Below are 14,213 nucleotides of genomic sequence, written 5' to 3'. Positions count from 1 at the left end.
GGGGGGGGCGGGGGGGGGGGGGCCGCCCGCGGGGGGGGGGGGGGGCCCGGCCCCGCCGCCTGGGGGGGGGGGGCCCCGCCCGCGGTCCTCACGGGGTCAGCGCCGGATCACTTGCCGCGCAGGCCCTTGTCCAGGGCGGCCATCGCGCTGCCCTGCGCGTCGTCGCCGTCCAGCGACCAGACCATCACACCGGCCAGGTCGTTCCAGCGGGCGTAGCGGGCCTTCTCGGTGAGCACCTCGGCCGAGTCGAAGCTGTAGAAGGTGTTGCCGTCGTACTTCCAGGACGCGCCGTGGTCGCGGTCCACGTAGGTCTTGGAGCCCGCCAGCGTGTTGAGCTCCTTGTAGGTGAGGTCCGGCACGGCGGCGGTGGCCTTCTGGAAGAGGCCGTTGCGGTTGCCGGCCGGCACGCCGGTCCAGCCGTGGCCGTAGAACGGCGTGCCGAGGACGGTCTGCTGCGAGGGCAGGCCGCGCTGGGCGTAGTGGTCCACGGCCTTGTCGGCGCTGCGCTGGCGCGCGTCCGGGTCGGTGGGGTCGGAGTAGAGCGGGGAGTGGTGGTTGGTCGGGCCCTTGCCCTCCCACGGCCCGTGCAGGTCGTAGGTCATCAGGTTGAGCCAGTCGACGGAGCCGGCGAGCTCGGGCAGCTCCAGCCGGTCGGCGACGGTCTCGTTGGCGGCGACGGCGGCGGTCAGCAGGTAGTGCTCGGGCTTCTTGTCCTTGCCCTTGGCCCCCTGGGCGCGCTCCTTGGCCAGCCCGTCGAGCTGCTTGCGGAACTCGGCCATCAGCAGGGTGAAGTTGCGGCCGTCCTCGGGGCGCACCACGTTGCCCTCGTCACCGCCGCCGCCCGGGTACTCCCAGTCGACGTCGATGCCGTCGAAGACGCCCGCGGCCGCGCCGGCGCCGCCCTCCGGGGAGCCGGCCAGCTGCGGCACGTCGCCCTTCATGTAGAGGTCGATGCAGGAGGAGACGAACTTCTTGCGGGCCTCGTCGGTGGCGGCGGCGTCCGAGAAGTACTTCGACCAGCTCCAGCCGCCCAGCGAGATGACGACCTTGAGCTGCGGGTTCTGCGCCTTGAGCTTGCGCAGCTGGTTGAAGTGGCCCTTGAGCGCCTGGCCCGGGGCGTCGGCGACGCCGTCCACCGAGTCGGCGGCGGAGAAGGCGCGCTGGTAGTCGTTCCAGGCGTCGCCCTGGCCGGGCTCGTTGCTCTGGAAACAGGCGCCCTCGGCGGAGACGTTGCCGAAGGCGTAGTTGATCACGGTGAGCTTGCCGGCCTGGCCGGACTCCTGGACGCGCTTGGCGAGGCTGTCGGCGCCCCACGAGGTGAAGTAGCCGACCCGCTGGCCCTTGAGCTTGGGGCCCTTGGCATCGGCGGCAGTGGCCGTGGCGGTGGCGGCGGTGGAGGCGAGCAGCGCGGCGACGGTGGCGGCGGCGAGCAGGGCGGGGCGGCGAATGGGCATACCGGACCTATTCTCTGAAGCAGCGTCAATTGGTCTGGACCAAGCTGGAACAGAGGTTTAGTCCATAGCGACCGCGTCGCACAAGGGGTCCGGTCCGGTCGGCGCACTATGCAAAAAGCCGGCAAAGCCCGGGCGGCGTCCGGGAGAAGCGGAGGAGGCCGGACCGCGGGTGCGGTCCGGCCTCCTCGGCGCTCAGCGCGGTGCTCAGCCGTTGATCAGGCTGCGCAGCACGTACTGCAGGATGCCGCCGTTGCGGTAGTAGTCCGCCTCGCCGGGGGTGTCGATGCGCACGACCGCGTCGAACTCCTTGTCACCGGCCTTGACCTTGACGGTCGCGGGGGTGCGGCCCTCGTTGAGCTCGGTCACGCCGGTGATGGAGAAGGTCTCCTCGCCGGTCAGGCCGAGGGAGTCGGCGTTCTCGCCCTCCGGGAACTGCAGCGGCAGGACGCCCATGCCGATCAGGTTCGAGCGGTGGATGCGCTCGTAGGACTCGGCGATGACGGCCTTGACGCCGAGCAGCGCGGTGCCCTTGGCGGCCCAGTCGCGGGACGAGCCGGAGCCGTACTCCTTGCCGGCCAGGACGACCAGCGGGGTGCCGGCGGCCTGGTAGTTCTGCGAGGCGTCGTAGATGAACGACACCGGGCCGTCGGCCTGGGTGAAGTCGCGGGTGTAGCCGCCCTCGGTGCCCGGCGCGATCTGGTTGCGCAGACGGATGTTGGCGAAGGTGCCGCGGATCATGACCTCGTGGTTGCCACGGCGCGAGCCGTAGGAGTTGAAGTCACGCTTCTCGACGCCGTTGGCGGTCAGGTACTGCGCCGCCGGGGTGCCGGGCTTGATGTTGCCGGCCGGGGAGATGTGGTCGGTGGTGACCGAGTCGCCCAGCTTGGCCAGGACGCGGGCGCCGGCGATGTCGGTCACCGGGCTCGGGGTCTTGGCCATGCCCTCGAAGTACGGGGGCTTGCGGACGTAGGTGGACTCGGCGTCCCACTCGAAGGTGTTGCCGGTCGGGACCGGGAGCGACTGCCAGCGGTGGTCACCGGCGAAGACGTCCTGGTAGCCCTTGTCGAACATGTCCTGGTCGATGGAGGCGGCGACGGTGTCGGCGACCTCCTGCTCGGACGGCCAGATGTCGGCGAGGAAGACGTCGTTGCCGTCGGCGTCCTGGCCCAGGGCGTCCTTGGTGATGTCGACGTTCATGTTGCCGGCGAGGGCGTAGGCGACCACCAGCGGCGGGGAGGCCAGGTAGTTCATCTTGACGTCGGGGTTGATCCGGCCCTCGAAGTTGCGGTTGCCGGAGAGCACCGAGACGACGGCGAGGTCGGACTCGTTGACCGCGGCCGAGACCTCCTCGGGCAGCGGGCCCGAGTTGCCGATGCAGGTCACACAGCCGTAGCCGACCAGGTTGAAGCCCAGCTTCTCCATGTACGGGAGCAGGCCGGCCTTCTCGTAGTAGTCCATGACGACCTTGGAGCCGGGCGCCAGGGTGGTCTTGACCCAGGGCTTGACCGTGAGGCCCTTCTCCACGGCCTTCTTCGCCAGCAGGGCGGCGCCCAGCATGACGGAGGGGTTGGAGGTGTTGGTGCAGGAGGTGATCGAGGCGATCACGACCGCGCCGTTGTCGATCTGGTAGGACGAGCCGTCGGGGACGGCGACGGCGGTCGGCTTGGAGGCCTCGGCCGAGTAGGTCGGCAGTGCCTCGGCGAAGCGCTCGGCGGCCTCGGCCAGGACGACGCGGTCCTGCGGGCGCTTCGGGCCGGAGATCGACGGGACGACGGTGGAGACGTCCAGCTCCAGGTACTCGGAGTAGACCGGCTCGTGCGACGGGTCGTGCCAGAGACCCTGCTCCTTGGCGTACGCCTCGACCAGGGCGAGCTGCTGCGCGTCGCGGCCGGTGAGCTTCAGGTAGTTGATGGTCTCGGCGTCGATCGGGAAGATCGCGCAGGTCGAGCCGAACTCCGGCGACATGTTGCCGATGGTGGCGCGGTTGGCCAGCGGGATGGCGCCGATGCCGTCGCCGTAGAACTCGACGAACTTGCCGACCACACCGTGCTTGCGCAGCATCTCGGTGATGGTGAGCACCAGGTCGGTGGCGGTGGTGCCGGCCGGCAGCTCGCCGGTCAGCTTGAAGCCGACGACGCGCGGGATCAGCATGGAGACCGGCTGGCCGAGCATGGCGGCCTCGGCCTCGATGCCGCCGACGCCCCAGCCCAGCACGCCCAGGCCGTTGACCATGGTGGTGTGCGAGTCGGTGCCGACGCAGGTGTCGGGGTACGCCTGGCCGCCGCGGACCATGACGGTGCGGGCCAGGTGCTCGATGTTCACCTGGTGGACGATGCCGGTGCCCGGCGGGACGACCTTGAACTCGTCGAAGGCGGTCTGGCCCCAGCGCAGGAACTGGTAGCGCTCCTTGTTGCGGCCGTACTCGATCTCGACGTTCTGGACGAAGGCGTCCGGGGTGCCGAACTTGTCGGCGATGACGGAGTGGTCGATGACCAGCTCGGCCGGGGCCAGCGGGTTGATCTTGGCCGGGTCGCCGCCCAGCTCCTTGACGGCCTCGCGCATGGTGGCGAGGTCGACCACGCACGGCACGCCGGTGAAGTCCTGCATGATCACGCGGGCGGGCGTGAACTGGATCTCCTGGCTCGGCTGGGCGTCGGCGTCCCAGTCGCCGAGGGCCCGGATGTGGTCGGCGGTGATGTTGGCGCCGTCCTCGGTGCGGAGCAGGTTCTCCAGCAGCACCTTGAGGCTGTAGGGCAGCCGCTCGGACCCCTCGACGGCGGAGAGCTTGAAGATCTCGTACGACTCGTCGCCCACCTGCAGCGAGCTGCGGGCGTCGAAGCTGTTCGCGGACACGACTGACTCCTTCTAGGTGCTTCGTGCGGTATCCGGCCGCCACGCTGGTAAGGTCACCCTTACTTAGGCTGACCTTGCCCGCACCGCCGGTGAGCGCCTCTCGGCAAGTATCTTGATGTCGAGATATATCGTAGGGCGGAGTTATCTCGATGTCGAGATAAACCATAGTGCATGCCGCGAAGTCCGCCACGTCGGCACCACCTCCAGCCTGCCTCCACCGGGTGCATCCTCCCCGAACCCCCGCCGAACCCCCCGTAACGCGCGCCCCCGGCTCACGCGTCTATCCGGGTACAGGGGGCGGCCGGGCGCCGCCCGCGGGACGCGAGGGGCAGGGGACAGCGTGATCGGCACGACGCGACGCACCGCGGACGACGGCGAGTTCGAGGCCTTCGCCCACGCCCGCGGACAGCACCTCTTCCGCACCGCGCTGCTGCTCTGCGGGGACTGGCACCTCGCCGAGGACCTCGCCCAGACCACCCTCGCCAAGCTCTACGCCGCCTGGCCCAAGGTCCGCCGCGCCGAGAACCGGGAGGCCTACGCGCGCGGCGTGCTCGTGCGCACCCACCTCTCCCACCGGCGGCTGCGGCGCAGCGGCGAATTGCCCGCCCCCGGGGACCTGCCGGAACCTCCCGGCAGCCCCGACCCCGCGGCCGGCGACCCGGCGCTGCGGGTCACCCTGCTGGCCGCACTCGCCGACCTGTCACCCCGGGACCGGGCCGTCCTCGTCCTGCGGTACTGGGAGGACCGCAGCGTCGAGGAGACCGCCGCCGAACTCGGCGTCAGCCCCGGCGCGGTGCGCAGCCAGGCGCTGCGGGCGCTCGGGCGGCTGCGCGGCGTGCTCGGGCCGCAGGCCGCCGAGCTCGGCTCGCCCTGACACGCCCGGGCCCCGCACTTCGGCTCCCGCTCCGGCCGAGGGCGACCGACCCCGCTCGCGCCGTACTCACCGCACACACCGCGCTCACCGCACTCACCGCCGATCCGGAAGGAACCGAGGAACCGGCATGAACACCCTGAACGAGCCCCGCGACGACCGAGGACTGTCCGCCACCTTCCAGCGGGCGATGGGCGGCGTCGGCGCCGACCTCGGCCCACTGGTCGCCGGCGCCGCCGAACGCGGACGCCGCATCCGGCGCCGCCGCCGGGCCGCCGCCGGCACGGTCGCCGCCGCCGTCGCGCTCACGGCCGGAGGCCTGCTCGCCCTGCGGCCCGACGACGGCACGAGCGCCGCCCCCGCGACGGTCAGCGTCTTCCCCGCCCCCCTCCCGAAGCCCCCGTCCGGCCCCGAGCGCCAGCAGCCCGGCAGCGGGGCCGACGCCGGCAAGGTCGCCATGACCGGCCGCGCCACCGTCCACACCCTCATGGGGACCCTGCCGGCCGGCGGCACCACCTCCGGCTACGCCGGCCACTTCGTCGCCGCCGGCCTGTCCCCGGGCCCCGGCACCACCCCCGTCCCCGGCGGACCGAACCGCCCCTTCGTGGTCAGCCGCGGCTCCCTCTTCTACGACGACGGCAACGGCCCGGCCGCCGTCACCGTCACCGTCGAAGGCGGCTTCGCCGCCCAGGCCGCCGGCCCCGCCGTGAACCCGGCCGACGCCTTCTACGACAGCACCTTCAGCTGCGCCGAGGTCAACGCCGCCCACGTCTACCAGTACTGCCACGACACCGTGCTCCCGGACGGCAGCCGGCTGCTGCTCATCGAACAGGCCCGGGGCGAGGAGCTCTCCCGCAGCGCCGTTCTGCTGCGCGCCGACGACACCCAGGTGCGGGTCAACGTCAGCAACACGGCGACGGTGGCCGACGCGGCTCCTCCCGCGCGCATCCGTGACGGGCTGCCGCTCACCGTCGACCAGGTCCGGGCCATCGCGACGGCCACCGGTTTCCAGGAGTGGATCACGCCCGAGGCGGCCCAGCAGGCCGAACGGGCCGTGCAGCCGTTCCACGAGGAGTCGGACGCCGCCCCGCCCGCCGGCCCGACCGACGCCCCCGCCCCGGTACGGTGACCGCGGAACAACACGCCGGGAGCTGTACGGGGGCCGACCGATGATCGTGGTGGACGCGTCCGCGCTGGTGCTGGCGCTGGCCGACGAGGGCGGGCGCGGGGAGGCGGCCCGCGCCGAGCTGGCCGCGGGCGGGGAGTGGGTGGCGCCGGAACACGTCGTCATCGAGGTGATGCAGTCGCTGCGCGGCCTCTACCTGGCACGCGAGCTCACCGCCGAACGGGTCGGCGAGCTGGCCGCCCGGCTGCCGGAGCTCGCGATCCGCAAGGTCCCGGTCGAGCCGCTGCTCGGGCGGATCTGGGAGCTGAAGGACAACCTCACGCCGGACGACGCCGCGTACGTGGCGGTGGCGGAACGATTCGGGGCGCCGCTGGTCACCGCCGACCTGCGCCTGATGCGGGCCAGCGGGCCGCGCTGCGAGATCCGGGGGATCCACCGGGCCGACGGGTAGCCGGGACCGTGTCCGGGAGGCGGTGCGCGCCGTTGAACGGGGCGCACCGCCTCCCTCCCCCGCCCGAAGAGGTCCGCCGATGCCCGCTCCGCTCGCCGCCGCGCTGCTCCCGCTCGCCCTGCTGGCACCCGCCGCCGTCCCGGTCGCCGTCACCGAGGCCGACTTCGACCCGGCCACCGCGTTCGTCCCGCCGGTGGCGGTCAGCCACGCGCCGGACCTGGTGCCGTACGGCTCGCACGTGCGGGTGGTGGTGGACCGCTCGGTGCCCGGGCGGACGGTCCTGCGGATGAGCGTGGCCGGGGTCGCCTCCGGTCACGCGTTCCCGGTGCACCTGCACACGGGTGCGTGCGGGGCCGACCCGGCCGCGTCCGGCCCGCACTACCAGGACGTGGTGGACCCGGTGAGCCCGTCCACCGACCCCGCGTACGCCAACGACCGCAACGAGCTGCGGCTCACCCTGCGCACCGACGGACGGGGCGCGGGCAGCGCCGCCGCCGCCGTCGCCTGGCGGCCGCGGCCGGGCGGGGCCCGCTCACTGGTGCTGCACGCGGGGGACCCGGCCGGGGCGCACCGCGCCGCCGACCGGGTCGCCTGCGTGAACCTGGAGGGGCCGGAGTAGGACCGGAGGAGGACCGGAGGAGGGCCGTTCCGGGGAGGGCCCGGTCAGCCGCCGAGGGTGGCGACCAGGACGGCCTTGATGGTGTGCAGGCGGTTCTCGGCCTGGTCGAAGACCACGGAGTGCGCCGACTCGAACAGCTCGTCGGTGCACTCCAGCTCGGCCATGCCGGTCTCCTCGAACAGCTGCCGGCCGAGCACCGTGCCCAGGTCGTGGAAGGCCGGCAGGCAGTGCAGGAACTTCACCTGCGGGTTGCCGGTGGCCCGCACCGTCTCCATCGACACCTGGTACGGCTTGAGCAGCGCGATCCGCTCGGCCCAGACCTCCTTGGGCTCGCCCATCGACACCCAGACGTCGGTGTAGAGGAAGTCGGCCCCGGCCACGCCCTCGGCGACGTCCTCGGTGAGGGTGATCCGCGCACCGCTCGCCCCGGCGAGCGACTGCGCGGCCTTCTGCACCTCCTCGTCCGGCCACAGGGCGCGCGGGGCGACGATCCGGATGTCCATGCCGAGCAGCGCGCCGGTGACCAGCAGCGAGTTGCCCATGTTGGAGCGGGCGTCCCCGAGGTAGGCGAGCGCCACCTCGGTGAGCGGCTTGTCGGTGTGCTCGGTGACGGTGAGCACGTCGGCGAGCATCTGGGTGGGGTGCCACTCGTCGGTGAGGCCGTTCCAGACCGGCACGCCGGCGTGGGCGGCCAGTTCCTCGACGACGGCCTGGCCGTGCCCGCGGTACTCGATGCCGTCGAACATCCGGCCGAGCACCCGGGCGGTGTCCTTGATCGACTCCTTGTGGCCGATCTGCGAGCCGGCCGGGTCCAGGTAGGTGGTGGTGGCGCCCTGGTCGTGGGCGGCGACCTCGAAGGCGCAGCGGGTCCGGGTGGAGGTCTTCTCGAAGATCAGCGCGATGTTCTTCCCGCGCAGCCGGGGCTGCTCGGTGCCCGCGTACTTCGCCGCCTTGAGCGTGGCGGCGAGGTCCACCAGGAAGCGGAACTCCTGGGGCGTGAAGTCGAGCTCCTTGAGGAAGTGCCTGTTCCGGAGGTTGTAGGCCATGCCGGGCTCCTGGGTGTGACGGTGACGGTGACGGGCGGACGGGAAAGCAGCAAGTCTATACGATGCTCAGAATTTGTATGCAAGATCGCTGATTCCCGTCCGCCCGGCGCCGGCCCTCCCCGTCACAGGCGCGGGTCGACCGGCTCCGACTCCAGGGCGAGGACGGCGAAGACCGGTTCGTGCACCCGCCAGAGCGGTTCACCCGCCGCCAGCCGGTCCAGCGCCTCCAGCCCGAGCGCGTACTCGCGCAGCGCGAGCGAGCGCTTGTGCCCCAGGAAGCGCTGCCGCAGCCGGTCCAGGTGCTCGGTGTAGTCCGGACCGTAGACGATCCGCAGGTACTCGCGCCCGCGCACCTTCACCCCGGGCTGGACCAGCCCGCCCGGGCGGCCCTCCCCCGCCCGGCCGCGCACCAGCGAGGCCAGCGGCTTGACCACCATGCCCTCGCCGCCGGCCGCGGTCAGCTCCTCCCACCAGGCCACGCCCGCGGCGAGCGAGGCCTCGTCGGCGGTGTCCACCACCAGCCGGCCGGTCCGGTGCAGCAGCGGGGCCGCCCGGTCCCCCTCCCCGGCCGCGTCCGCCCGGGCCGCCCCGGCCACCCCGGCCGCCTCGACCGCCTCGTCCGCTTCGACCAGCCGGTCGATCCAGGCGAGGTGCTCGTCGTGCGGGCGCACCGCGAGGTTGGCCCCCTCGGCGGCCAGCACCTGGAACGGCGCCAGCCGGATCCCGGCCAGGCCCTCGGTCGGCCAGCAGTAGCGCCGGTACGCCTCGGTGAACGCCTGCGCGTCGGCGGCCCGCTGCCGCTGGCGCCCGGTCAGCGCGGCCACGTCCAGCCCGCGCCCGCCCGCCCGCTCCAGCGCGGCCAGCACCTCCGGCAATGCCGCGCCCGCCGCGGCGCCGACCGCCGCGTACTGGCGGCGCAGCAGTTCGACGGCCTTCAGCGACCACGGCATCAGCTCGGCGTCCAGCAGCAGCCAGCCGGTGCGCAGCTCCTCGAACAGCCCGGCCCGCTCGGCGGCCGCCCGCAGCCGGTCCAGCACTGCGGCGGTCAGCGCGTCGTCCCCGAGGAACGCCCGCCCGGTGCGGGTCCAGATCGCGCCCGGGCCGGCCGGCCCGAACCGCTTCTCCAGCGCCGCGCCGTCCCGCGCCACCAGCACCACCGCGCGGGAGCCCATGTGCTTCTCCTCGCAGACCACCTGGCCGACGCCGTCGGCCCGGTAGGCGGCGAAGGCCTCGTCCGGGTGCTCCAGGTAGCCGGGCCGGCCCGAGGTCGCGCTCGGCGCCATGGTCGGCGGCAGGTAGGCGAGCAGCCGGGGGTCGATCGCGAACCGGCTCATCACCTCCAGCGCCGCCGCCGCGTTCTCCTCCCGGACGGCGACCCGGCCGTGCAGCGCGGTCTCCACCACCCGGCGGCCCGCCACGTCGGCGAGGTCCAGCGGACGGCCCTCGCGGCCGCCCGGCGCGTCCGTGCGCATCGGCCGCACCGGCGCGTACCACTCCCGCTCGGCCTCGACGACGACCAGCTCCCGCTCCGGGTAGCGCAGCGCGGTCAGGCTGCCGCCGAAGACGCAGCCGGTGTCCAGGCAGATGGTGTTGTTGACGAAGCCCGCCGACGGCACCGGCGTGTGGCCGTAGACCACCAGCGCCCGGCCCCGGTACTCCTCCGCCCACGGGTAGCGCACCGGCAGGCCGTACTCGTCGGTCTCGCCGGTGGTGTCCCCGTACAGGGCGTGCGAGCGCACCCGGCCGGAGGCCCGGCCGTGGTACTTCTCCGGCAGACCGGCGTGGCAGACCACCAGGGCGCCGCCGTCCAGCAGGTAGTGGCTGACCAGGCCGCGGATGAACGTCCGGACCTCGGCCCGGAACTCCTCCGGCTCCTGCGCCAGCTGGTCCAGCGACTCCTGGAGGCCGTGCGAGACGGTGACCTTCCGCCCGTCCAGCGCCCGGCCGAGCTTGTTCTCGTGGTTGCCCGGCACGCAGACCGCGTGCCCGGCCGCCACCATGCCCATCACCAGGCGCAGCACGCCGGGCGTGTCCGGCCCGCGGTCGACCAGGTCGCCGACGAAGACGGCCGTGCGGCCCGCGGGGTGCACCGCGTCCACCGGGCGCCCGGCGTCGTCGCGGACCAGCGTCCAGCCGAGGCGGGTGAGCAGGGTCTCCAGCTCCGAGCGGCAGCCGTGGATGTCGCCGACGATGTCGAACGGGCCGGTGAGGTGGCGCAGGTCGTTGAAGCGCTTCTCCAGCACGATCCCGGCGGCCTCGACCTCGGCCTCGCCGCGCAGGACGTGCACCTTGCGGAAGCCCTCGCGCTCCAGGCCGCGCAGGGAGCGGCGCAGCTCGCGGTGCTGGCGCGGCACCACGTGGGCGGGCAGCTGCCGGTCCGGGCGGGAGCGGTTGCGCTCGGCGCAGACGCCCGGCGGGACGTCCAGCACGATCGCGATCGGCAGCACGTCGTGGTCGCGGGCGATCCGGACCAGCTGCCGGCGGGCCTCCGGCTGGACGTTGGTGGCGTCCACGACGGTCAGCCGGCCGGCGGCGAGGCGCTTGCCGACGATGTAGTGCAGCACGTCGAAGGCCTCGGCGGAGGCGGACTGGTCGTTCTCGTCGTCGGCCACCAGGCCGCGGCAGAAGTCGGAGGAGACGACCTGGGTGGGGAGGAAGTGCTTGCGGGCGAAGCTGGACTTGCCCGCGCCGCTGGTGCCGATCAGCACCACCAGGGAGACGTCCGTCACCGGCAGACGGCGGGGGGCGGCCCCGGCGGGGCGGGTCGCTGCGGCCGCGTCGGTGTCGTCGGTCGCTGCGGTCGCGCCGGTCGCTGCGGTCGCTGCGGTCGCTGCGCCGGCATCGGTCGCGTCGGTGTCGTCGGTCATCGGGTCTCGCCCCCTTCGGGCGTCGTGCTGTCCATGGTGGCCGTCGTCCCGGCCGGTACGTCGGCGGCCCCGGCGCCGAGGCGGAACAGGGCGAGCTGCGTCGGGGCGCCCACCTCGTCGTCCTCCGGGCCGACCGGGCGGATGTCGACCGTGTAGCCGTACGCGGCGGCGACCCGCTCGGCCCAGCCGCGGAACTCGGCGCGGTCCCACTCGAAGCGGTGGTCGGCGTGCCGGAGGTGACCGGCCGGCAGGCTCTCCCACCGGACGTTGTACCCGGCGTTCGGCGTCGTGACGACCACCGCCGCGGGGCGGGCCGCGCCGAACACCGCGTACTCCAGGGCGGGCAGCCGCGGCAGGTCCAGGTGCTCGATCACCTCGCAGAGCACGGCCGCGTCGAAGCCCTTCAGCCGCTCGTCCGTGTAGGTCAGCGCGCCCTGGACCAGCCGCAGCCGGTTCGCCTGACGCTCCGGCATCCGGTCCAGCCGCAGCCGGCGGGCCGCCGCGGACAGCGCCCGCACCGACACGTCGACGCCCAGGACGTCGGTGAACCGCGCGTCCTTCAGCAGCGCGGCGATCAGCTCGCCCTGGCCGCAGCCGAGGTCGGCGACCCGGGCCGCGCCGGTCTCGCGCAGCGCGTCCAGGATCGCCGTGCGGCGCTGCTCGGCCAGCGAGGGCGGGCGCGGCGCGGTCCGCTCGTGCCCGGATTCCCGGGCGTGCCGGGTCTCCGGCTCGTGCCCGGATTCCGGCTCCGGCCCGGTCTCCGGCTCCGGCCCGGTCTCCCCGGTGGTGTCGTCGACCGCGTTGTCGACCTCCTCGACCTCGCGGTCGTCGGCCTCCGCCAGCCGAGCCAGTTCCAGGCGCTCCATCGCCCGCCGGGTCAGCGTCCAGCGCCGCGACAGGTAACGGCGGGTGATCAGGGCCCGCTCCGGGTGGCCGGCCAGCCAGCCCTCACCGGCGGCGAGCAGTTTGTCGACCTCGTCCGGGGCGACCCAGTAGTGCTTGGCACCGTCCAGCGCCGGCAGCAGCACGTAGAGCTGCTGCAGCGCGTCGGCCAGCCGCGCCCGCCGCGCCGACAGCTCCAGCCGGACGTAGCGCGACTCGCCCCACGCGGGGAACGTCTCGTCCAGCGGGATCGCCGAGGCCTCCACCTGCCAGCCCAGCGGCTCGAACAGGCGCACCGCCATCGCCACGCCGTCGCCCTCGCCCGCCGCCCCGCCCACCGGCACGGCGGGCAGCACGATCCGCAGCGGGCGCAGCTGGTCGGCCAGCCCGGGGCGGGCCTCGCAGACGCCCTTCATCGCCGTGCGGAACACCGTCCGCAGCGCCACCGCGAGCAGCGAGGAGGCGGCGTAGGGGCGGTCGTTGACGTACTGGGCGAGCGCGAAGTCGGGCGAGCCGGCGCGCCCCTTGCCGCGGCCCTTGCGGACCAGCGCGACCGGGTCGACGTCGAGCAGCAGCGCGGCCGTGCAGGCCTCGTCGCCCGCCTCCGGGTAGAAGACGTGCGCCTCGCCGTGCGCCGTGGAGAACCGCTGGACCCTGCCGGGGTGCTTGTGCAGCAGAAAGCCCAGGTCAGTGGCCGGGTTCTCGGCGGTACCTGTGGTGGAGATCGACATGAACACCCGTCGGAGTATTGCCGAGGACCGGCCTCCCGGGCACCGCATTTTGGCGCCGCCCGGGTCGGGCGGGGCCGGTCCGGACGGTGAGCGTGTTCGGCAGCGGCGGCCCGGATTCGTTAACGTGCACGATGTGACTGCAGAATCCACCACCCCCGTGAGCGGCGCCGTCGCCGCAGGTCTGGCCACCATCGCCGCGGACGGCACCGTCCTCGACACCTGGTACCCGGCCCCCGTGCTGACCGCCGAGGCCGGCCCGGCCGGGACCGTCCTCCTGACCGCCGAGCAGGCCGAGGCCGAGCTGGGCGCGGGCGCCGCCGAGGCGCTGCGCGCCGACGCCCGCCGCGGCGTCGAGGTGGTCGCCGTGCGCACCACCATCGCCTCGCTGGACGAGAAGCCGCTCGACACGCACGACGTCTACCTGCGGCTGCACCTGCTCAGCCACCGTCTGGTCCGGCCGCACGGGCTGAACCTCGACGGCATCTTCGGTCTGCTGGCCAACGTGGCGTGGACCAGCATCGGCCCGGTTCCGGTGGACAAGGTCGAGCAGGCCCGGCTGGCCGTGCGCGCCCAGGGCGGGCAGCTCGCCGTCTACGGGATCGACAAGTTCCCCCGGATGACCGACTACGTCGCCCCGTCCGGCGTGCGCATCGCCCACGCGGACCGCGTCCGCCTCGGCGCGCACCTGGCGGCCGGCACCACCGTGATGCACGAGGGCTTCGTCAACTTCAACGCCGGCACGCTGGGCACCTCGATGGTCGAGGGCCGGATCAGCGCGGGCGTCGTGGTCGGCGACCACAGCGACATCGGCGGCGGCGCGTCGATCATGGGCACCCTGTCGGGCGGCGGCAAGCAGGTCGTCTCCGTCGGCGAGCGCTGCCTGCTCGGCGCCAACGCGGGCATCGGCATCTCGCTCGGCAGCGACTGCGTCGTCGAGGCCGGCCTCTACGTCACCGCGGGCACCCGGGTCACCACCCCGGACGGCACCGTGGCCAAGGCCGTCGAGCTGTCCGGCCAGGACAACCTGCTCTTCCGCCGCAACTCCCAGACCGGCGCCGTCGAGGTCATCGCCCGCACCGGCTCCTGGGGCGGCCTCAACGCCGACCTCCACGCCCACAACTGACCCGCACAGCCGACGTGATGCCGGGCTTCGAGGCCTCCTCGAAGCCCGGCATCACCCGTCCTGGAGCCGCTCCGGCCCCTCCGACCCGGGTCCCGGTAGCCCTTGCGTGACGCAAGGGCCACCGGGAGCACGGCGCACCAACCGCACGGATCCGCAGCGTGCGGCAACCCTGGCAGCCCGGAGTGGGAAG

General features: G+C 73.6%; 10 protein-coding genes. 5 read left to right on the top strand and 5 right to left on the bottom strand.

Annotation, left to right across the window (positions count from 1 at the left end; all coding sequences use genetic code 11):
* Nucleotides 1–107: 107 nt before the first annotated feature.
* A complete protein-coding gene (locus ACFXAM_RS32600; protein WP_380296742.1) occupies nt 108–1,454 on the bottom strand; it encodes a glycoside hydrolase family 18 protein in 1,347 nt (448 codons plus the stop codon).
* A 204-nt stretch (nt 1,455–1,658) separates the two neighbouring features.
* The gene (gene acnA, locus ACFXAM_RS32595; RefSeq protein ID WP_380296740.1) at nt 1,659–4,307 is read right to left on the bottom strand and encodes an aconitate hydratase AcnA; all 2,649 of its coding nucleotides are present in this window, start codon (nt 4,305–4,307) and stop codon (nt 1,659–1,661) included.
* Between the two features lie 343 nt (nt 4,308–4,650).
* Here acnA and ACFXAM_RS32590 point away from each other — a divergent pair, with 343 nt between their 5' ends.
* The 4 genes from ACFXAM_RS32590 (at nt 4,651) to ACFXAM_RS32575 (ending at nt 7,374) form a co-directional block, all read left to right on the top strand.
* Entirely contained in the window at nt 4,651–5,181 is a 531-nt protein-coding gene (locus ACFXAM_RS32590) for a SigE family RNA polymerase sigma factor (protein ID WP_380296744.1), read from the top strand.
* A 127-nt stretch (nt 5,182–5,308) separates the two neighbouring features.
* Nucleotides 5,309–6,307 carry a hypothetical protein gene (locus ACFXAM_RS32585; RefSeq protein ID WP_380296738.1) on the top strand — a complete coding sequence of 333 codons (999 nt, stop codon included), beginning with the start codon at nt 5,309–5,311 and terminating at the stop codon, nt 6,305–6,307.
* A gap of 40 nt (nt 6,308–6,347) precedes the next feature.
* Nucleotides 6,348–6,755, top strand: a complete 408-nt coding sequence (locus tag ACFXAM_RS32580) for a type II toxin-antitoxin system VapC family toxin (protein WP_380296737.1) — start codon at nt 6,348–6,350, stop codon at nt 6,753–6,755.
* A gap of 79 nt (nt 6,756–6,834) precedes the next feature.
* Nucleotides 6,835–7,374, top strand: coding sequence for a superoxide dismutase family protein (locus ACFXAM_RS32575; protein ID WP_380296735.1), 540 nt, complete (start codon nt 6,835–6,837; stop codon nt 7,372–7,374).
* Nucleotides 7,375–7,418: 44 nt separating this feature from the next.
* On the opposite strand, the gene argF is transcribed toward ACFXAM_RS32575, so the two are convergent.
* The 3 genes from argF to ACFXAM_RS32560 form a co-directional block, all read right to left on the bottom strand.
* Nucleotides 7,419–8,420 carry an ornithine carbamoyltransferase gene (gene argF, locus ACFXAM_RS32570; protein ID WP_380296733.1) on the bottom strand — a complete coding sequence of 334 codons (1,002 nt, stop codon included), beginning with the start codon at nt 8,418–8,420 and terminating at the stop codon, nt 7,419–7,421.
* Nucleotides 8,421–8,542: 122 nt separating this feature from the next.
* Nucleotides 8,543–11,287, bottom strand: coding sequence for a polynucleotide kinase-phosphatase (locus tag ACFXAM_RS32565; protein WP_380296731.1), 2,745 nt, complete (start codon nt 11,285–11,287; stop codon nt 8,543–8,545).
* Nucleotides 11,284–12,906 (bottom strand): 3' terminal RNA ribose 2'-O-methyltransferase Hen1, encoded by a 1,623-nt coding sequence (locus tag ACFXAM_RS32560; RefSeq protein WP_380296730.1) that lies wholly within the window; start codon nt 12,904–12,906, stop codon nt 11,284–11,286. The genes ACFXAM_RS32565 and ACFXAM_RS32560 overlap by 4 nt, the downstream gene beginning before the upstream one ends.
* Nucleotides 12,907–13,033: 127 nt before the next feature.
* Between ACFXAM_RS32560 and dapD the strand changes: the two genes are divergently transcribed.
* Nucleotides 13,034–14,023, top strand: a complete 990-nt coding sequence (gene dapD, locus ACFXAM_RS32555; protein WP_380296728.1) for a 2,3,4,5-tetrahydropyridine-2,6-dicarboxylate N-succinyltransferase — start codon at nt 13,034–13,036, stop codon at nt 14,021–14,023.
* Nucleotides 14,024–14,213: the final 190 nt, after the last annotated feature.

Source organism: Kitasatospora sp. NPDC059462 (assembly GCF_042749955.1).
Taxonomy (GTDB): Bacteria; Actinomycetota; Actinomycetes; order Streptomycetales; family Streptomycetaceae; genus Kitasatospora.
The sequence above is the reverse complement of the archived record's forward strand: the minus strand, read 5'-3'. Positions and strand labels throughout refer to the sequence as shown.